This window comes from Methylobacterium gossipiicola (genome assembly GCF_900113485.1).
Taxonomy (GTDB): Bacteria; Pseudomonadota; Alphaproteobacteria; order Rhizobiales; family Beijerinckiaceae; genus Methylobacterium; species Methylobacterium gossipiicola.
Genome location: NZ_FOPM01000013.1, coordinates 1 through 18,703 on the forward strand (window position 1 = coordinate 1; position 18,703 = coordinate 18,703).

Here is an 18,703-nt window from a genome sequence, read left to right on the forward strand (position 1 = left end):
GATTACTCGTTGATGGCGGCGACGACGCCGGCGCCGACGGTACGGCCGCCTTCACGGATGGCGAAGCGGAGCTTCTCTTCCATGGCGACGGGGACGATGAGGGTGACGTCCATGGTGACGCTGTCGCCGGGCATCACCATCTCGGTGCCCTCGGGGAGCACGCACACGCCGGTCACGTCCGTGGTGCGGAAGTAGAATTGCGGGCGGTAGTTGGTGAAGAACGGCGTGTGGCGACCGCCCTCCTCCTTGGTGAGGATGTAGGCTTCGGCCTTGAACTTGGTGTGGGGCTTCACCGAGCCGGGCTTGCACACGACCTGACCGCGCTCGACGTCCTCACGCTTGGTGCCGCGCAGGAGCACGCCGACGTTGTCGCCCGCCTGGCCCTGATCGAGGAGCTTGCGGAACATCTCGACGCCCGTGACCGTCGTGGTCTGGGTGTCGCGGATGCCCACGATCTCCACGGTCTCGCCGACCTTGACGATGCCGCGCTCGACGCGACCCGTCACCACCGTGCCGCGGCCCGAGATCGAGAACACGTCCTCGATGGGCATCAGGAACGGCTTGTCGATGGGACGCTCCGGCTGCGGGATGTAGGCGTCCACCGACTCCATGAGCTTCAGCACGGCGTCGTGACCCACGGCCTTGTCGCCGTTGTCGAGCGCCACCTTGGCCGAACCCTTGGTGATCGGGATGTCGTCACCGGGGAAGTCGTACTTCGACAGGAGCTCGCGCACCTCCATCTCGACGAGCTCGAGGAGCTCCTCGTCGTCGACGAGGTCGACCTTGTTGAGGAACACCACCAGGGCCGGCACGCCGACCTGACGGGCGAGCAGGATGTGCTCGCGGGTCTGCGGCATCGGGCCGTCGGCCGCCGACACCACCAGGATCGCGCCGTCCATCTGGGCGGCACCCGTGATCATGTTCTTCACGTAGTCGGCGTGGCCGGGGCAATCCACGTGGGCGTAGTGCCGGTTCGTGGTCTCGTACTCAACGTGCGCCGTCGAGATCGTGATGCCGCGGGCCTTCTCCTCCGGTGCCTTGTCGATCTGGTCGTACGCCGTGAACGTCGCGCCGCCCGTCTCGGCCAGAACCTTCGTGATCGCCGCCGTCAGAGACGTCTTGCCGTGATCGACGTGACCGATCGTGCCGATGTTGCAGTGCGGCTTCGTACGCGAAAATTTCTCTTTGGCCATCGTCTCTTTCCTGCGGCAAGCTCACACGAGCGGACGCCCGGGCAGTCGCTCGAATATCCATCGAGCCGGGCGAAAGACGCGGTCCGCTTAGAGGCTTCAAGTCCTTTGATCAAGGGTTTTGCCGACCATCGTCATTCACGCTCGGCGCCGGCCGGGCCGGACCGCGCCTCAGACGAGGGGGCGCTTGACCGGAGAGGCGCCCAGCAGGGCCGCCTTGTCGACCCCCAGGGCCACGGCGATCTCGTCGAGGGCCGTGGCTTCGAGGGGCGAGATGCCGTCCAGGTCGGCGACGTCGGCCGCGACGAGGAAGGTGGCGTTGCGCTCCGCCTCGTCCCGCTCGTGGAGACCGGCGACGCGGCGCAGGTTCTCCGCCCGTCCCGCCCGCGTCCGCGCCCGGGCGATGCCGTCGTAGAGTTCGCTCTCCAGCATCAGACGGTCGTAGCCCTTCTCGACGATGGGGTTGGCCTGGATGCCGGCGAGTGCCGTGTCGAACTCGTCCCCGGCCACTTCGCCATCGGCGACGATGACGTTGGCGGCGGCCGAGACCATGGCCTGCATCAGCACCGTGTCGCCCGCATAGGCGGTGACGGTTTGACTGAAGCGGGTGACGATGTCCTGAAAGATGTTCATGGGCGGGCCGTCATGCGGGAAGCGGAGGCTGCGGGAAGTCGCCCGTCCGCGCCGCGAAGGCAAGGGGCCGCCGCCGGGGCCGATGGTCGTCGGCCGCGGCGAAGGGGCGGAGGCGCCCATGCGTCAGAACAGGGCCACGAGGGTGACGCCCACGACCATGAGGAGGCCACCGACGATTCGCCACGGGCTCGCCGCATGGACGGCAAAGCCGATCCAGCCGAAATGGTCGAGGACGATGGAAGTGGCGACCCCGGCGGTGACGAGGAGTCCGAGGAAGGGCGCGGCGCCGATGGCCTGGGCGGCGAAGAACTGCGACACGATCACGAGGGCGCCGAGGCAGCCGCCGAACCACGCCCAGGCCGGCACCTGCGCCGCCTGGACGAGGCCCGGCCACTGGAAGCGCCCGAGGGCGAGGCCGGTCAGGAGCAGGGTGGAACCGGTGCCGAGGGCCACGACGAGGCCGGCGGCGAAGGGCTGGCCGAGAGCCTTGGCGAGGGTGGCGTTGGTACCGCCCTGGACGGCGTTGGCGATGCCGGCCAGAAGCGCGAGGCCATAGAGGTACCACATGGGAATCCTGGCTCGGGTGATGCTGCGCGGGAGGTCGTTCTCGATCCTGTGGCCCCGCCGATGCGCTTCGGGCGGCGCGCGTTCCTCCAACAGTTAGGGCAGCGGCGGTCGCACATGACGAATGACACGGGACACGGCGACGCAGCGGGCTTCGCAGAGGCGGGGCCCGACCTGCGCAGCCTCCTGCGACGGGCGACGTCGGATGCGCATCGCCGCCTCGACGCGGGCTGGGGCGGCCACGATTTCGCGAAGCGCCGGGACTATGCGGTCTTTCTCGCCGCCATGGCGGCGGCTCTGGTGCCCATCGAGGCGGAGCTGGATCGGGCGGCCCAGGGAGCGGTGCCGCCCGATTGGCCGGAGCGGCGGCGCAGCGGCGCGATCCTCGCCGATCTCGACGCCCTCGGCCGACCTGCACCGCCGGCTTCGGTTTCGCCCCGAGCCCCGGGCCGGGCCGAGGCGGCGGGGTTGCTCTACGTCCTCGAGGGTTCGCGCCTCGGCGGCCAGCTTCTCCTGCGTCAGGCCCTCGCGAGTTCCGATTCCGGCGTCCGCGACAACACCCGGTTCCTCCGGCACGGCGAGGGGCAGCGCCTGTGGCCGAGTTTCACCGCCTGGCTCGCCGCGTGTCCCCCGGTGGACAGGGAAGGCGCGGTCGCGGGGGCCCTTCGGGCGTTTGCACTGTTCGAGGCGGCCCAGGCCGCGCAAGCCTGAGCCCGGGGGCTGGTCGGCGCGGGGCATCCGCCGCCCAAGTCCCGCGTTCGAACGTACTGTCCCATGTTCGGGCGTTGCCATGCCGGGGCATGCCGGATGGCCTTCCGAAGGGCGCGGCGGGGCGGCACGACCCATTCTCGCGCCCTTCTCGGCGTCGCGCCCTCGGGCGCCGTGGGGCTGGGTCAGGCGGCCCGCACCGTGGCGAGGAAGCGGTTGACCTCGGTGCCGAGATACTCGGATTGCCGCGAAAGCTCGGAGGCCGCCGCGAGGACCTGCGAGGCTGCCGCCCCCGTCTCCTCCGAGGCCTGCGCCACGCCGGCGATGTTGCCCGTCACCTCGTTGGCGCCCGCCGAAGCCTGGGTGATGTTGCGGACGATCTCCTGCGTGGCCGCCCCTTGCTGCTCCACCGCCGCCGTGATCGAGGTCGCGACGCCGTCGATCTCGCGGATCCGTCCGGTGATGTCGCCGATCGCCGTCACGGCTTGTGCGGTCACGCCCTGCACTTCCCCGATCTGCCGGGCAATCTCCTCGGTGGCCTTGGCGGTCTGTTCGGCCAGGGCCTTCACCTCCGAGGCCACCACGGCGAAGCCGCGCCCCGCCTCGCCGGCGCGCGCTGCCTCGATGGTCGCGTTGAGCGCCAGCAGGTTGGTCTGCCCGGCGATGTTCGAGATCATGCCGACCATGTCGCCGATTCGGGCGGCGTTCCGGCTCAGCGCCTGCACCAGGTTGGCGGTCTCGTCGGCCTCGCCCACCGCCGCCTGGGCGAGGTGAGCCGAGTCCGACACCTGTCGGCCAATCTCCTGAACGGACGAGCCGAGTTGCTCGGCCGCCGCCGCCACGGTGTTGACGTTGGTGCCGGCCTCTTCGGCCGCGGCGGCCACGGTGAGGGACTGCGCCGCGGTCTCCCGTGCGGTGACGGTCATCTGCTGGGCGGTGGCCTGGAGTTCGGTGGCCGAGGAGGAGACCATTCCGACGATCCCGCCGACTGCTCGCTCGAAGCTATCGGCGAGTTCGACCATGATGGCTCGCCGTTGCGTTTCGCTCGAAGCGCGCGCAAGGGCGCTCTCCTCCTCAAGCTTGCGGGTTTGGATCAGATTGTCTTTGAAGACCTGAACGGAGGCGGCCATGCTGCCGATCTCGTCGAGACGATCGATTCCGGGGACAGTTTGGGTCGTGTCGCCGGTGGCCAAGCGCTGCATCATCTGCGTGATGGAGCCGAGCGGGGCAAGGACACCGCGCAGGACCATGTACAGAGCAAATCCGGCCGCAGCAAAGCCGAACACGAAGTTCGCCAGATTTAAAATTCTCACTGTTTCCGAAACGTTAGAAAAATCTGTATAGACATTGCGGCTCTCATCGAGTTGCAGATCGATCAAGGCCTGGACGGCGGCGCTGACTGGATCGATGGTCTCGTACAGTTTCGTGCGCGCAAAGTTCCCCAGTTGATTCCTATCATTCCCATGCAGGATGTCGGCCAGTTCGCTCACGGCCGTGTTCGCAACTGCCATGGCTCTTTCGGTTTCGGTGGAGAGTTCTTTCTCTTTTTGGGTTAGTTTGGTAGCTAAAAAGGCGGCCCAGACCTTTTTGATGCGCTTTTGAGCTTCGGCGATCAGCGGGGCACCCTGAGCCCATTCGAGATTGCCGTTGTTGATTTTGTGGGTCGTGTCGACAACGTTGACGGCATACATGTCGGCGACGATTTTGAGTTCCCGCAGGGGCACGATGCGATCACTGTAGAGTTCGTTCATGCTGCCGGATGCGCGAGATGTGGCATAAAGGCCAATCATAATATTGAATGCAAGTGCGGATATGAGTATGATTACTGAGAATGTTAATTTGAATCGAATCGACCGCATTTTTCTGACCCTCGATTGCGGTTGGGCAATCTGATATAAATTGGTTTGTATTCTGTTAATTTGTAAGTTCCATGCTTTCGTGTCAGGTTTCGTTAGTCGAGACGGGACGGGATAGGCATTCGCGATTCGGTTGCGATCCTATCCGCAAGTGTTGCGTTGAGGGGCGATACCGCTCCCGTGTCGCGGCAGTCTCATTTCGATGTGGCGCGGTCGCCCGGCTTGGCCGGGAGGGCGCAACCCGGTCAGATCCGCCATTTTCTGACGCGGGTCGTCATCGCGGCCGCCGTTGCGGAGACAGCCGCGACCAAGCGAGCCGCTGAAGCATTTCGAGTGCCTGACAAAACTCCCGCCCCTGGACGGTTCTTGCCCTGAAGTCGGCGGTGCCGCGGGAGTTTCGTGAGAAACACTTGGCGCCGAAGTGGAGGCCGGTCCGGCGAAAGAAAATGAAATTTATCAAAGAAACAGAGTGTTTTGTGTGATCCGAGGATCAGGCAGAACACTCCCGACTTAAAAACAGCATTCAGAAAAGTGCAATGGAGCGGGTACCGGGAATCGAACCCGGGTATTCAGCTTGGAAGGCTGCTGCTCTACCATTGAGCTACACCCGCATCGGGGCCATGGCCGCCGAGGGTCGAGAAAGGAGCATACCCGTATGCCCGCGATCTCGAAAGTGGTTTGGTGGGGGAAGTAGGACTCGAACCTACGAAGCTTACGCAGCGGATTTACAGTCCGCCCCCTTTGCCGCTCGGGACATTCCCCCAAACCGCCGCTGCCCGTGGGCAGCGCGCGGGTCCTTATGATGAGGCCTCGCGCGGGAGTCAACGGGGGTCGCGGCAGAGTTTGCATCCCGTCGCGAAGAAGGGCCGAAGGTCTGCTCAATCGAAGGCGGCGAGGTCGCAGATCCGGACCTGGGCGCGGTCGGCGCCGCGCCAGCTATCAACCGCCAGGGTTCCGGCCACATGAAATTCCCGGCCGATGCCGTTGAGGATGGCCTGGCCGAGGGGGCCTTGCGCCGCCCGGAAGCAGATGGCGCCCACGGTCTGGCCGTCGCGGCTGCGCAGGCGGGCGCGGACATGGCCGTTGCCGACGACCCCGGCATCGACGATGCGGTGGCGCGGCAGGGCGAAGACGGGCTCCGGGGCGCCCGAGCCGAATGGCCCGGCGCGCTGGAGCAGACGCACCACCTCGGCCGTGGCGCCGCCCGCGCTCACGGTGCCGTCGAGCAGCAGTGCCTCGACGGCCCGTGCCTCCCGCACCGCCTGCGCGAGGTCGTGGGCGAGGAAGGCCGCGAACGCGTCCGTGTCGGGGCTGCTCAAGGTGACGCCCGCCGCCATGGCGTGCCCACCGCCCTTGAGGGCGAGGCCGGCTTCCACCGCCGCCCGCACGGCCCGGCCGAGGTCGGCCCCGGGAATCGATCGGCCCGAGCCCGTGGCGGTGCCGTCGGACCTGACCGCGAACGCGAAGGCGGGGCGGCCGAAGCGTTCCTTCAGGCGGGCGGCGATGAGGCCGACGACGCCCGGATGCCAGTCGGCCGAGCCCGTCACCAGCACGGGGCGGTCGGGATCGCCCGTGAGCGCATGATCCATCTCGGCTTCGGCGGCGGCCACGGCCACGGCCTCGATGGCCTGACGCTCGCGATTGAGGCGGTCGAGTTCGGCGGCGATGCGGGCGGCCTCCGCCGCATCGGGCGTGGTGAGCAGCCGGGCGCCGAGGCCGGCTTCGCCGATGCGTCCACCGGCATTGATGCGCGGACCGACGAGGTAGCCGAGGTGCCAGGCTTCCGGAGCCTCGCTCAACGAGGCCGCATCGAACAGGGCCGCGAGGCCGGGGCGGCCCCGACCGCGCATCACCTTCAGGCCCTGGACTACGAAGGCGCGGTTGAGGCCGGTGAGCGGCACCACGTCGGCGACGGTGGCGAGGGCCACGAGATCGAGGGCGGCGGTGAGATCGGGCAGCCGCGTCTCCGCCATACCGTCCCGGCGCAGGCGGCGGTTGAGGGCCACCAGGGTGAGGAAGACCACGCCCGCGGCGCAGAGATGTCCGAGGCCGGAGAGGTCGTCGAGGCGGTTGGGGTTCACCAGGGCCTCGGCGGGCGGCAGGCTCTCCGGGGCGCCGTGATGATCGAGGACGATGACGTCAAGACCAAGGTTTCGGGCCGCCTCCAGGGGGGCGTGGCCGCTGGTGCCGCAATCGACGCAGACGAGGAGGCTGGCGCCGGCCGCGCGCAGCTCCGTCACGGCCCCGACATTCGGGCCGTAGCCCTCGGTGATGCGGTCGGGAATGTGGATGCGGACATCGAGGCCGAAGCTCCGCAGATAGGCGGCGAGCAGGGCGGCGGAGGCGGCGCCGTCCACGTCGTAATCGCCGAAGATCGCCACGGTCTCGGCCGCCGTGACGGCACGGGCGAGGCGGGCCGCCGCCGCCTCCATGTCCACGAGGCAGGCGGGGTCGGGCATCAGGTCGCGCAGGCGCGGGTTGAGGTGGGCGTCCGCCTCCGGCGGCCGGATGCCGCGCCCCGACAGCACACGCGCCAGCAGATCCGGCAGGCCGTAGGCCTGCGTCATGGTCGCGGCGTAGGCGTGAAGCGCCGGATCGGCGCAGCGGTCGCGCCAGGGCCGCCCCAAGACTGAGTGGGATACGTCGAGGAAGGCGCGGGGGAACTCGGTTGTGGGAGACTCGACGGACACGCGGTGCTTCTTCTCCGGTCGTGTGACCCTAGGACTCGAAACGAAGACGGGGCCGGCGCTCGACGCCGACCCCGTATCCCGTCCGACCGGCACGGGCGAGGCCCGCGCTGGATTCCTGGTGTCTCAGAGGTTCTTGACGATGGAGTCGACGACCTTCTTGGCGTCGCCGAACAGCATCATGGTGTTGTCGCGGAAGAACACCTCGTTCTCGACACCGGCATAGCCCGAGCCCATGCCGCGCTTGATGAACAGCACGGTCTTGGCCTTCTCGACGTCGAGAATTGGCATGCCGTAGATCGGCGAGGTCTTGTCGGTCTTGGCGGCCGGGTTGGTGACGTCGTTGGCGCCGATGACGAAGGCGACGTCGGCCTGCGGGAAGTCGCCGTTGATGTCCTCGAGCTCGTGGACCTCGTCGTAGGGCACGTTGGCTTCCGCCAGCAGCACGTTCATGTGGCCCGGCATGCGGCCGGCGACGGGGTGGATGGCGTACTTCACCTCGACGCCGTCCTTCTTGAGCAGGTCCACCATCTCGCGCAGCGAGTGCTGAGCCTGGGCCACCGCCATGCCGTAGCCCGGCACGATGATGACGCGCTCGGCGTTCTTCATGATGTAGGCCGCGTCGTCGGCCGAGCCCTGCTTGACGGGGCGCGTCTCGACCTGACCGCCGCCGGCCGCCGCGGTGTCACCGCCGAAGCCGCCGAGGATCACGGAGATGAACGAGCGGTTCATCGCCTTGCACATGATGTAGGACAGGATCGCGCCCGAGGAGCCGACCAGCGCGCCGGTGATGATGAGCGCGAGGTTGCCCAGGGTGAAGCCGATGCCGGCCGCCGCCCAGCCCGAGTAGGAGTTCAGCATCGACACCACGACGGGCATGTCGGCGCCGCCGATGGGGATGATGAGCAGGCCGCCGAGGGCGAAGGACAGCAGCACGATGAGCCAGAAGATCGCCTTGCTCTCGGTGCCGATGAAGATCGCGATGAGGGCGACGAGGGCGATGCCCATGGCGATGTTGATGGCGTGGCGCTGCGGCAGCATGATCGGCTTGCCGGACATGCGCCCGTCGAGCTTGGCGAAGGCGATCACGGAGCCCGTGAAGGTGATGGCGCCGATGGCGACGCCCAGCGCCATCTCGAACAGCGACTCCTTGTGGATGTGGCCGTTCTCGAGGATGCCCACCGCCTGCGGTGCGTAGAGGGTGGCGGCGGCGCCCATCACGGCAGCCAAGCCCACGAGGGAGTGGAAGGCGGCGACCAACTGGGGCATCGCCGTCATGGGCACGCGCTTGGCGATGACCGCGCCGGCACCGCCGCCGATGGCGAGGCCGAGGAGCACGAGCATCCAGGCGCCGAGTCCGGCGGGCGGGTGTCCCACCAGGGTGGTGAGCATGGCGAGCCCCATACCGACCATGCCGTACAGGTTGCCCTGCCGCGAGGTGGTGGGGTGCGAGAGCCCTCGCAGCGCCATGATGAACAGGACGCCGGAGACGATGTAGAGAAGGGATGAGACGTTCTGGGACATGTCTCAGGCCTTCTTCTTGTACATGCCGAGCATGCGCTGGGTGACGAGGAAGCCGCCGAAGATGTTCACGCTGGCGAGGATGATGCCGACGAACCCGAAGAACCGGGCCCATCCGGTGCCGTGCTCGACATAGGGTACGCCAGCGGCGAGGAGCGCGCCGACGATGATCACCGACGAGATGGCGTTGGTCACGGACATGAGGGGGGTGTGGAGGGCCGGCGTCACCGACCAGACCACGTAGTAGCCGACGAAGATCGCCAGCACGAAGATCGCGAGTTGGAACACCGTCGGGTCGACGGCGCCGTGGGTCACGGCCGAGAGGCCGTGGGAGAGGCCGTCGGCGTAACTCTGCGCCTTGGCGGCGCTCTGCTGCGCGACCTCGGCTGCGGTTCGGGCCGCGGCGGCGGCGGCGCGCGCCTGCTCGGCGGCCTGATCGGGGGGAAGCGTGGCCATCGTATCCTCCGGCGGGATCAGGATTGGGTCTGGAAGGCGGGGTGGACGACCGCACCGCCATGGGTGAGGTTCGTCGCCTTGACGAGTTCGTCGTCCCGCTTCACCGCCAGGGACTTCGTCTCCTTGTCGATCAGCGTCTCGACGAAGGCGTAGAGGTTCCGCGCGTAGAGGCTCGACGCCGTGGCGGCGAGGCGGCCGGCCACGTTGAGGTGACCGACGATCTTCACGCCGTGATCCGTGGTGACGATCTCGCCGGCCTTGGCGCCCTCGACGTTGCCGCCGCGCTCCACCGCGAGATCGATGAGCACCGAGCCAGGCTTCATGCTCGCCACCATGGCCTGCGAGACGAGTTGCGGCGCTGGACGGCCGGGGATGAGGGCCGTGGTGATGACGATGTCCTGCTTGGCGATGTGGGCCGCCACGAGGTCGGCCTGCTTCTTCTTGTACTCGGCCGACATCTCCTTGGCGTAGCCGCCCGAGGTCTCGGCTTGCTTGAACTCGTCGTCCTCCACGGCGACGAACTTGGCGCCCAGCGACTCGACCTGCTCCTTGGTGGCGGGGCGCACGTCCGTAGCCGTGACCACGGCGCCCATGCGGCGGGCGGTGGCGATGGCCTGGAGCCCGGCGACGCCGACGCCCATCACGAAGACGCGGGCGGCCGGAACGGTGCCGGCGGCGGTCATCATCATCGGCATGGCGCGGCCGTATTCGGCGGCGCCGTCCACCACGGCGCGGTAGCCGGCGAGGTTGGCCTGGGAGGAGAGCACGTCCATCACCTGCGCACGGGTGATGCGGGGCATCAGCTCCATGGCGAAGGTGTCGATACCGGCCTGCGCCAGGGCACCGAGGGCCTCTTGGTTGCCGTAAGGGTCCATGATGGCCACGACGGTGGCGCCGCGCTTCAGGAGGCCGATCTCGTCGGCGGTCGGGCGGCGAACCTTGAGAACGAGGTCGGCATCCCCGGCGGCCTCGGCGGCCGAACCCGCGAGGGTGGCGCCGGCCGCTTCGTAGTCGGCGTCGGGGACGCCGGCTTTGAGGCCGGCCCCGGACTGGACCGTGACGCCGGCCCCGAGGCCGACGAATTTCTTGATCGTTTCAGGCACCGCCGCGACCCGCGGTTCAGCCGGATCCGACTCTGTCAGGACAGCGATGCGCATTCAGGAAGTCCCCCTCGGCGATCCTCCGGGATCACCGCAAATCACAGGAATATAGAGCCTGAAGTCTGGTATGCCAGCGATTCCAGGCTACGTCACGCGAAGAAGAGGTGCCGCCTGTCAGGCGAAGAAGAGATACATCAGTAGGAGCACGGCGACGGCCACGGGGGCCTTCCAGCCGATGGCCGGCGCGAGGGCGCCCACGGCTCCGGCGGCGCCGGACACGATGACGGCGAGGATCGCGGTCAGCCAAGCTTCGTGGATGCCGCCGATGGCGAGGGCAAGCACCCAACAAATCACGACGCTGGTACCGATTTCAACGAAACGAACGAAGCCGCGATAGGTCTGCTCGTGGGTCTTCTCGTCCATGGCGGGGCTGTACTGCACGCCGGACGCGGTCTTCAAACTAGCCATTTTAGGGGCTTCCCCGTGGTTTTATCTTGGTTTGTTCCAAGGGGATTTAGCGCATGCCCCCGGCCCCCGCAATCAGCATGCATGCCATGCAAAGGCCACGAAGCGTGATTTGTCACGCTGGCGACACATGGGGCCGGCGGCGTCTCAGGCCGGCAAATCACGCTGGCAAGGGAAGGCCCGCGCGAGTCAGGGCCTCGCCCTGGCGGGCTTCGAGTTCGGCCAGGGAAAACCGCTCGATCTCGGCCTCGAAGAGGCGGTGGTAGTTCAGCTCCGAGCGCAGGTGCAGGAACACCGCCCCGAGGCCGACGGCGGCGCGATCCATGAACACGAATTCCTGCGGCACCGTCACGGGGCCACGCGCCTTCAGGGCCTGGTGCACCTCGAAGGCCTGGCGCCGGCCGTATTCGCCGGGCTTGACGCCATCGGCCACGGTCCGGGTACGGTCCTCCAGAATCGGTCCGTAGATGAAGCGTGCCCAGATGTTGAGGATCTCGATGAGGTCCTTGTTGAGGTTCTTGAAGCCCCAGACCTCGTAGGCGTGGACGATGCGGGCCTCGTCGTTCTCCAGAAGCCCGCGATAGAGGTCGACCACGCCGCCGACGAAGCGGGGGTGGAAGATGCGCACGCAGCCGTAATCGAGGAGGTTGATCCCCCGCGCCTCCCCGTCTTGCGAGAACACCGTGTAGTTGCCGAGATGCGGGTCGCCGTGGATGACGGCGGCGCGGCTGAACGGATGCCACCACGCCTTGAACATCGCCCGCGCGAGGCGGTTGCGGATCTCGATGGGCGCGTCCGCGAAGGTCAGGATGCGCTCGCCGTCGAGCCAGCCGAGGGTGAGCAGGCGCTGGGTCGAGAGGTCGGCGTGGATGTCGGGCACCCGCACCTCGGGCACGTCGCGCAGGACGTTGCCGTAGAGCGCGGCGTGCTTCGCTTCGCGTGCGTAATCGAGCTCTTCGCGGACCCGGGCGCCAATTTCCTTCGCGATCTCACGGGTATCGAGCCAGGAGCTCATGCGGCGGTGGAGGGCGAAGGCGACCTCCAACTGCTTCAAGTCTGCCTCCACGGCCGACTGCATGTCGGGATACTGGAGCTTGCAGGCGAGGGCCGTGCCGTCGCGGGCGGTGGCCCGGTGGACTTGACCCAGGGAGGCGGCGGCGGCCGGCTTGAGGTCGAAGGACCCGAACCGCGTCTGCCAGTCGGCCCCGAGTTCGGCCATCATCCGGCGCTTGACGAAGGCTGCGCCCATGGGCGGCGCATCGGCCTGGAGCTTCTGCAACTCGGCGGCGTATTCGGGCGGCAGCAAATCCGGAACGGTGGCAAGGAGTTGCGCCACCTTCATGATGGGCCCCTTGAGGCCCCCCAGCGCCTGGGCCAGGGCGGCGGCGTTGTTCGGCGCCTCCTTGCCGCCGAACAGCCGGGCGCCGGCCATGCGGGCCGCGACCCCGCCGACATTGACGCCGACGCGGGCATAGCGGCTGGCGCGCGCGGAGAAGCGGTTGGCTTCGCTGTCGTGATCGGCCATCGGGCTCTTTGCGGTCTCGCGGGGCTTCAGGAGCCGGTTGCGGACATGTCTGCAACCGATGATGCTCCTTGAGATAAGCCCGTCCGCGTCCCCTGCCAGGGCGCTGCGCCGTTGCGGCGCGGTGGGACGGTTCAGCGCCGGGCGTCCAGCCGCCCCTAATCCTCCATCGCCTCCAACTCCGCGATCATCCCCTCGATCATAGTCAGTCCGATCTGCCAGAAGCCCGGATCGCGGGCGTCGAGGCCGAAGGGGGCGAGGAGTTCGCCGTAGGGCTTGGCGCCGCCGGCCGAGAGGAGGGCGAAGTAGCGCTCGACGAAGCCGTCCTCGGCCCGGGCGTAGACCCCGTAGAGGGAGTTCACGAGGCAATCGCCGAAGGCATAGGCGTAGACGTAGAACGGCGAATGGATGAAGTGCGGGATGTAGGCCCAGAACGGCTCGTAGCCCGCGTCCAGCGCGATGGCCGGGCCGAGACTCTCGGCCTGCACCGACATCCAGAGGGCGTTGATGGCCTCGGCCGTGAGTTCGCCCTGGCCCCGCGCGAGGTGGACCTTACGCTCGAAGGCGTAGAACGCGATCTGGCGCACCACCGTGTTGATCATGTCCTCGACCTTGGCCGCCAACATCGCCCGGCGTTGGGTGGTGTTCGTGGTGGCGGCCAGCAGGCGGCGGAAGGTCAGCATCTCGCCGAACACGCTCGCGGTTTCGGCGAGCGTCAGGGGGGTGGGCGCCATCAGGGCGCCGTTGGGGCCGGCGAGCACTTGGTGCACGCCGTGGCCGAGTTCGTGCGCGAGGGTCATCACATCGCGCGGCTTGCCCTGGTAGTTCACCAGGACATAGGGGTGGGCGGAAGGCACCGTCGGGTGGGCGAAGGCGCCCGGTGCCTTGCCGGGGCGGGTCGGCGCGTCGATCCAGTTGCGGTCGAAGAACGTCCGGGCGATGTCGGCCATGCGCGGCGAGAACGCGCCGTAGGCGTCCAGCACCGTGTCGCGGGCCTCCGTCCAGGGAATCGTGCGCTGCTCGACCTTCGGCAGGGGCGCGTTGCGGTCCCAATACGGCAGGGCCTCGACCCCGAACCACTTGGCCTTCAACCGGTAATAGCGGTGCGATAGGCGCGGATAGGCCGCCTGCACGGCCGCCACCAGGGCGTCGACCACCTCGGGCTCGACCCGGTTCGAGAGGTGGCGGGATTCGGCAACATCGGTGAAGCCCCGCCAGCGGTCGTTGATTTCCTTGTCCTTGGCGAGCGTGTTGGTGATGAGTGTGAAGGTGCGCAGATTGGCGCGGAACACCTCGCTCAAGGCGCTCGCCGCTTCCTTGCGCACGGCCCCGTCCGGGTCCTGCAGACGGTTGAGGGTCGGCTCCAGGGTGAGCTGCTCGCCCTGAACGGGAAACCGCAGGGCCGCGATGGTGCCGTCGAACAGGCGGTTCCAGGCCGAGCGGCCCGTCACCGACTTCTCGAGGAACAGCTTTTCCGTGCGGTCGTCGAGCTGGAACGGCTTCTCGCGGCGCAGATCCTCGAGCCACGGCGCGTAGGCGGCGAGCGGTCCCTCCGCCATGGCGGCGTTCAAGGCGGCGTCGCCGATGCGGTTGAGTTCGAGGCCGAAGAACAGGAGGTGGGCGGAGGCCGTGGTGAGGCGCTCCTGGGTGTCGCCGTAGAACTTTTCGCGGGTCTCGTCGGTGGTGTCCCCGGAATAGACGAGGCCGGCGAACGACATCAGGCGGCCGAGAAGATCTTCGATCGCCTCGTAGGCGCGCACGGCCTCGGCGAGCCGGGCGGAAGCGTCGGACCCGGCGGCGAGGTCGGCGAGGCGGCCGGCGAAACGCTCGGAGAAGTCGCGGCAGGCCGTCTCGGCCCGGGCGAGGTCGGTCCGGAAATCGGGCGCGTCGATGCCGGAATAGAGGTCGCGCAAATCCCACTCGGGCAGGACGCCGAGGTCTGCGGCATGGGCGGCGGCCCTTGCGGCGCTCGCTCCCTCGGGGGTGGCGGCGAGGCCCACGCGGAGGGCGGGGGCGACGGCTCGGCTCGGCATGGCGGCTTCCTGGGGGCGGACGTGAGGCGCGATCCCGGACGGCGCACGGGTTCGTGAGCCGGTGATATCGAGCGGCCGGCGTCCGCGATCAACCGGTCGGTGCGCGAAAGGCAGCCGCTCGGGACATGAAAGACAGGGGTGCGACCTCGGCGACGCGAGCCCCCGGGAGAATGAGATCGTCGTTAAGCGCGGCTTTACGCTCTTTCGGCACTCTGCGGATCGAAACGAAACAGTCTGGCGCCGTGCAACCGAGTTCGTCTCGCCGCGCGATCGCCCCCACCGAGACCCAGGCTTCAGCCCCATGTCGACAACGGTCCTCATCGTCGACGACGATCCCGTGCAGCGCCGCCTCGCCGAGGCGATGGTGCGCCGGCTCGGTTTCGACGCGAAGGTCGCGGAAAGCGGCACCGATGGGCTCAGCGTCCTGCGCTCGGGCGAGCCCGTGGACGTGATGCTCCTCGACCTCGTCATGCCGGGTGGCCTCGACGGCCTCGGCGTCCTGGCGGAGATGCGCAAATCCGGCCTCGACGTGCCCGTCATCGTCCAGACGGCCAACGGCTCCATCGATGCCGTGGTCACGGCCATGCGGGCCGGCGCCGTCGATTTCGTGGTGAAGCCCGCCGGCGCCGAGCGTCTGCAGGTCTCCATCAAGAACGCCCTCAAGGTCGACCACCTCGAGGAGGAGGTCCGCCGCATGCGTCGGCGCGCCTCCGGCTCCCTCTCCTTCAAGGACCTCACCTCGAAGAGCCCCGACATGGAGCGGGTGACGCGGCTCGCCGAGCGCTCGGCCCGCTCCAACATTCCGGTGCTGATCGAGGGCGAGTCGGGCGTCGGCAAGGAGGTGCTGGCCCGCGCCATCCAGGGCTCGGGCGACCGGCGCGGCAAGCCGTTCGTCACGGTCAATTGCGGGGCAATCCCCGACAACCTCGTGGAATCGACCCTGTTCGGCCACGAGAAGGGGGCGTTCACGGGTGCCACCGAACGGCACATGGGCAAGTTCGTCGAGGCGTCGGGCGGGACGCTGTTCCTCGACGAGATCGGCGAGCTTCCCCTCGACGCCCAGGTGAAGCTTCTGCGCGCCCTGCAGGAGGGCGAGGTTGATCCCGTCGGCGCCAAGCGCAGCGTCCGGGTGGATATCCGCCTCATCTCGGCGACGAACCGCTCGCTCCTCGACCTCGTGAAGCAGGGCCGGTTCCGCGAGGATCTCTATTACCGCCTCAACGTCTTCCCCATGACCCTGCCGCCCCTGCGCGCGCGCCGGGAAGACATTCCCGATCTCGTGCGCTCGTTCTGCGCCCGGTTCGCGGCGGAAGAGGGCAAGAGGGTCCGGGCCATCACCCCCGAGGCCATGGCCCTGCTCACCCGCTACGGCTGGCCCGGCAACGTGCGTCAGCTCGAGAACGCCCTGTTCCGCGCCGTGGTGCTGGCCGACGGCGACGAGCTCACCGTGGCGGAATTTCCCCAGATCGCCGCCCAGGTCGAGGGGTTCGACGTGCGGATCCCCGCCGCCCCGGTGCAGCCCCTGGTTCAGGCCGGGGCGCTGGAGCCCGTGCGCGAGATCGTCCGGGTCGAGGTGCGCGACCCCCACGGGATGAGCCTCGTCGCCGAGGAGACCGGCGAGATGAAGACCATGGATGTCCTCGAGGCGGAGATCATCCGCTTCGCCCTGCAATTCTACCGGGGCCGGATGTCGGAAGTCTCGCGCCGCCTCGGAATCGGCCGATCCACCCTCTATCGCAAGCTCAAGGACCTCGGTCTCGACGGCGACGACAAGGCCGAGGACGCGGCGTAGCCGCTCCCCGCCCACCCGACGATCGCGGCCCGCCCCTCGCGGTGCGTGCCGTTGCGCACCCGGCGCCCGAGTGGCTAACGTTAACTCACCCGATCGGCGCTGGCCGATCCTAGGGAGCTCATCCATGGGCGTCACGCGCTCCGCCTCCGTCGCCCTGTCGGCCCTCGTGGCCAGCTGCATCGGATACGCCGCCCAGGCCGAGGTCGCTGAGCCACCGGCCCGGACGGAGGCTTCGGAACGGACCGATGCCCCCGTGGTGCAGAAGGCGTCCGTCGATCCGGCGACCCCCAGTCCGGTGACGCCGGACGCGGCGAAACCCGCTTCCGTGGCGCCGGAGGCGCCCAAGCCCCCGGCGGACGCGGCCGTCGCCCCGACCCCCGACGCGGCCTCCGCCCCCGTCGCCGAGACCCCTGCTCCGCCCCCGGTTCCGAGTGATCCCTTGAGCGCCGCCGTGGCGGCGCGCCTCGCCGAGTCCACGCCCCTCCTCGCCCGCCTGACCACGAAGGAGCGCGAGGCGATCCAGGCCTTCTATGCGCTGGGCGCCTTCAAGCCCGTCTGGATCGTCGACGGGGCCTACACGCCGGCCGCCAAGGCCGCCAGCGCCCGCCTCGCCGCCGCCGGCGAGGACGGACTCAAGGCTGCCGCCTATCCAGTGCCCGTGCTCGGCACCCAGCCCCTGACCGAGGCGCAGGTGGCCGATGCCGAATTGAAACTCTCGGCGGCGGTGGTTCTCTACGCCCGCGACGCGCGGGGCGGGCGCATCCATCTGCCGAGCCTGTCCCGCCTCATCACACCGACCCTCGACCTGCCCGCCGCCGACGCCGTCCTCGGCCGGATCGCCACGGCCGGGGCGCAGGCCGGCGCCCTGCTGCAAGCCTACAACCCGTCGCAACCCGGCTACCTCGCCCTGAAGGCGCGCCTCGCCGCCGCCCGGAACGGCCACGGCGCCCCCGAGCCCACGGTACAGCTGCCCGCCGGGCCGGTGCTGAAACTCGGCATGCGCGACCCCCGGGTGCCGGCCCTGCGCGCCCGCTTCGCCCTCGCCAGCCGCGCACCCGGCACCCTCGACGACGCGCCGGGCGAGGCGGATGCCTACGATGCCGCCGTCGCCGCCGCCGTCGCGAGTTTCCAGCGCCGCCGCGGTCTGCCCGCGACCGGTACCCTCACTCAGCAGACCGTGGCGGCGCTCGGCCGCCCCGACGCCGCGCCTGCCTCCGACGACGAGGCCGCCCTCATCGTCAACATGGAGCGCTGGCGCTGGCTGCCGGCCGATCTCGGGCGCGACTACGTGATGGTCAACATCCCGGAATTCCAGGTCCGGGTGTTCAAGGACGGCCGCAAACGCGACGAGGCCCGCGTCATCGTCGGCAAGGTCGAAAGCCCGACGCCGATCTTTTCGGGGCTGATGGAATACGCCGTCGTCAATCCGTCCTGGAACGTGCCGCCCTCGATCCTCAAGAACGAGTTCCTACCCGGCCTCGCCCGCGACCCGAACTATGCGGCCCGGCGCGGCTACGAGGTGGTCTACCGCAACGGCACCGTCTCGGTCCGCCAGCCGCCGGGGGAGCGCAACGCGCTGGGCTTCATCAAGTTCATGTTCCCCAACAACCACGCGGTCTACCTGCACGACACGCCCAACCGCTCGTTGTTCTCCGGATCGCGCCGGGCGCTCAGCCACGGCTGCGTGCGGGTGGACGACCCCTTCCGCTTCGCCGACGCGGTGTTGCCCGAGGCCTGGACCGGCGAGCGCCTGAAGAAGCTCATCGGCAAGGGCGAGCGCACCGTGCGGCTGGCCGAGAAGTTGCCGGTGCATCTGGCCTACTTCACGGCCTTCGTGGACGATGCCGGGGCCTTCCGGACCCTGCCGGACCTCTACGGCTACGATGCCCGCATGAAGATCGCCCTCGGCCTCGCCCCCGGCAGCCTGCTGGTGGCCAAGGCTCCGGCCCCCAAGGCCACCGCCGGGAAGCCGGCGCCGAAGCTCGCTACACCCGAGGCGGCGCCGAAGCCGCGCGTCACCACCACCGCCCCCGAACCGCGGCGCAAGCCCGTGCGTGAAGTCCGGGCTGGGGAGCCGAGGCCCGCCCGCACCGCCGCCCGGCCGCCGGAGGAGTTCGGCGAGCCCGGCCTGTGGGGGCCGGTGGCGCCGCGTCCCTCCGCCGGGTGGTGGTAGAGG

At 68.8% G+C, this 18,703-nt stretch carries 14 protein-coding genes and 2 tRNA genes; 3 read left to right on the forward strand and 13 right to left on the reverse strand.

The annotated features are described in order from the left end of the window. Window positions 1-2: 2 nt before the first annotated feature. The 3 genes from tuf to BM249_RS12445 all read right to left on the reverse strand — a co-directional run bounded on the left by tuf (window position 3) and on the right by BM249_RS12445 (window position 2,390). On the reverse strand, window positions 3-1,193 hold the full coding sequence (gene tuf / locus BM249_RS12435; RefSeq protein WP_091972263.1) for an elongation factor Tu: 1,191 nt from the start codon (window positions 1,191-1,193) through the stop codon (window positions 3-5). 168 nt (window positions 1,194-1,361) lie between these two features. Continuing rightward, window positions 1,362-1,823 carry a tellurite resistance TerB family protein gene (locus BM249_RS12440; RefSeq protein WP_091972265.1) on the reverse strand — a complete coding sequence of 154 codons (462 nt, stop codon included), beginning with the start codon at window positions 1,821-1,823 and terminating at the stop codon, window positions 1,362-1,364. 123 nt (window positions 1,824-1,946) lie between these two features. Beyond that, the gene (locus BM249_RS12445; protein WP_091972267.1) at window positions 1,947-2,390 is read right to left on the reverse strand and encodes a DMT family transporter; all 444 of its coding nucleotides are present in this window, start codon (window positions 2,388-2,390) and stop codon (window positions 1,947-1,949) included. Window positions 2,391-2,504: 114 nt separating this feature from the next. Between BM249_RS12445 and BM249_RS12450 the strand changes: the two genes are divergently transcribed. Next, complete coding sequence (locus tag BM249_RS12450; RefSeq protein ID WP_143103757.1) at window positions 2,505-3,098, forward strand: biliverdin-producing heme oxygenase; 594 nt, start codon at window positions 2,505-2,507, stop codon at window positions 3,096-3,098. Window positions 3,099-3,280: 182 nt separating this feature from the next. Here BM249_RS12450 and BM249_RS12455 read toward each other — a convergent pair whose 3' ends face one another. From BM249_RS12455 to BM249_RS12500, 10 genes are all read right to left on the reverse strand, one after another. Beyond that, window positions 3,281-4,954: a methyl-accepting chemotaxis protein gene (locus BM249_RS12455; protein WP_091972271.1), complete on the reverse strand. Its 1,674-nt coding sequence runs from the start codon at window positions 4,952-4,954 to the stop codon at window positions 3,281-3,283. A gap of 534 nt (window positions 4,955-5,488) precedes the next feature. Further along, window positions 5,489-5,562, reverse strand: a tRNA-Gly gene (locus tag BM249_RS12460). 68 nt (window positions 5,563-5,630) lie between these two features. Continuing rightward, a tRNA-Tyr gene (locus tag BM249_RS12465) sits at window positions 5,631-5,714 on the reverse strand. Between the two features lie 115 nt (window positions 5,715-5,829). After that, window positions 5,830-7,518: a single-stranded-DNA-specific exonuclease RecJ gene (gene recJ / locus BM249_RS12470; protein WP_244528734.1), complete on the reverse strand. Its 1,689-nt coding sequence runs from the start codon at window positions 7,516-7,518 to the stop codon at window positions 5,830-5,832. A 246-nt stretch (window positions 7,519-7,764) separates the two neighbouring features. After that, on the reverse strand, window positions 7,765-9,162 hold the full coding sequence (locus BM249_RS12475) for an NAD(P)(+) transhydrogenase (Re/Si-specific) subunit beta (RefSeq protein WP_091972275.1): 1,398 nt from the start codon (window positions 9,160-9,162) through the stop codon (window positions 7,765-7,767). A gap of 3 nt (window positions 9,163-9,165) precedes the next feature. After that, a complete protein-coding gene (locus tag BM249_RS12480; protein WP_091972277.1) occupies window positions 9,166-9,615 on the reverse strand; it encodes a proton-translocating transhydrogenase family protein in 450 nt (149 codons plus the stop codon). A gap of 17 nt (window positions 9,616-9,632) precedes the next feature. Continuing rightward, window positions 9,633-10,772: a Re/Si-specific NAD(P)(+) transhydrogenase subunit alpha gene (locus tag BM249_RS12485; RefSeq protein WP_091972279.1), complete on the reverse strand. Its 1,140-nt coding sequence runs from the start codon at window positions 10,770-10,772 to the stop codon at window positions 9,633-9,635. A gap of 117 nt (window positions 10,773-10,889) precedes the next feature. After that, window positions 10,890-11,183, reverse strand: coding sequence for an aa3-type cytochrome c oxidase subunit IV (locus tag BM249_RS12490; RefSeq protein WP_091972281.1), 294 nt, complete (start codon window positions 11,181-11,183; stop codon window positions 10,890-10,892). A 157-nt stretch (window positions 11,184-11,340) separates the two neighbouring features. Next, window positions 11,341-12,705, reverse strand: coding sequence for an ABC1 kinase family protein (locus tag BM249_RS12495; RefSeq protein ID WP_091972283.1), 1,365 nt, complete (start codon window positions 12,703-12,705; stop codon window positions 11,341-11,343). 155 nt (window positions 12,706-12,860) lie between these two features. Then, complete coding sequence (locus BM249_RS12500; RefSeq protein WP_091972285.1) at window positions 12,861-14,735, reverse strand: M3 family oligoendopeptidase; 1,875 nt, start codon at window positions 14,733-14,735, stop codon at window positions 12,861-12,863. 301 nt (window positions 14,736-15,036) lie between these two features. On the opposite strand from BM249_RS12500, the gene BM249_RS12505 reads away from it, so the two are divergent. Next, window positions 15,037-16,527 carry a sigma-54-dependent transcriptional regulator gene (locus BM249_RS12505; RefSeq protein WP_091972286.1) on the forward strand — a complete coding sequence of 497 codons (1,491 nt, stop codon included), beginning with the start codon at window positions 15,037-15,039 and terminating at the stop codon, window positions 16,525-16,527. Window positions 16,528-16,651: 124 nt separating this feature from the next. Continuing rightward, window positions 16,652-18,700: a L,D-transpeptidase family protein gene (locus BM249_RS12510; protein ID WP_091972288.1), complete on the forward strand. Its 2,049-nt coding sequence runs from the start codon at window positions 16,652-16,654 to the stop codon at window positions 18,698-18,700. Window positions 18,701-18,703: the final 3 nt, after the last annotated feature.

Excerpts from the sequence above, each read along its gene's own strand:
- BM249_RS12485 (WP_091972279.1), bottom strand. The coding sequence starts at position 10,772 with ATGCGCATCGCTGTCCTGACAGAGTCGGATCCGGCTGAACCGCGGGTC.
- BM249_RS12480 (WP_091972277.1), bottom strand. The coding sequence starts at position 9,615 with ATGGCCACGCTTCCCCCCGATCAGGCCGCCGAGCAGGCGCGCGCCGCC.
- BM249_RS12505 (WP_091972286.1), top strand. The coding sequence starts at position 15,037 with ATGTCGACAACGGTCCTCATCGTCGACGACGATCCCGTGCAGCGCCGC.
- BM249_RS12500 (WP_091972285.1), bottom strand. The coding sequence starts at position 14,735 with ATGCCGAGCCGAGCCGTCGCCCCCGCCCTCCGCGTGGGCCTCGCCGCC.
- tuf (WP_091972263.1), bottom strand. The coding sequence starts at position 1,193 with ATGGCCAAAGAGAAATTTTCGCGTACGAAGCCGCACTGCAACATCGGC.
- BM249_RS12475 (WP_091972275.1), bottom strand. The coding sequence starts at position 9,162 with ATGTCCCAGAACGTCTCATCCCTTCTCTACATCGTCTCCGGCGTCCTG.
- BM249_RS12440 (WP_091972265.1), bottom strand. The coding sequence starts at position 1,823 with ATGAACATCTTTCAGGACATCGTCACCCGCTTCAGTCAAACCGTCACC.
- BM249_RS12445 (WP_091972267.1), bottom strand. The coding sequence starts at position 2,390 with ATGTGGTACCTCTATGGCCTCGCGCTTCTGGCCGGCATCGCCAACGCC.
- BM249_RS12495 (WP_091972283.1), bottom strand. The coding sequence starts at position 12,705 with ATGGCCGATCACGACAGCGAAGCCAACCGCTTCTCCGCGCGCGCCAGC.
- BM249_RS12510 (WP_091972288.1), top strand. The coding sequence starts at position 16,652 with ATGGGCGTCACGCGCTCCGCCTCCGTCGCCCTGTCGGCCCTCGTGGCC.
- recJ (WP_244528734.1), bottom strand. The coding sequence starts at position 7,518 with ATGACGCAGGCCTACGGCCTGCCGGATCTGCTGGCGCGTGTGCTGTCG.
- BM249_RS12450 (WP_143103757.1), top strand. The coding sequence starts at position 2,505 with ATGACGAATGACACGGGACACGGCGACGCAGCGGGCTTCGCAGAGGCG.
- BM249_RS12490 (WP_091972281.1), bottom strand. The coding sequence starts at position 11,183 with ATGGCTAGTTTGAAGACCGCGTCCGGCGTGCAGTACAGCCCCGCCATG.
- BM249_RS12455 (WP_091972271.1), bottom strand. The coding sequence starts at position 4,954 with ATGCGGTCGATTCGATTCAAATTAACATTCTCAGTAATCATACTCATA.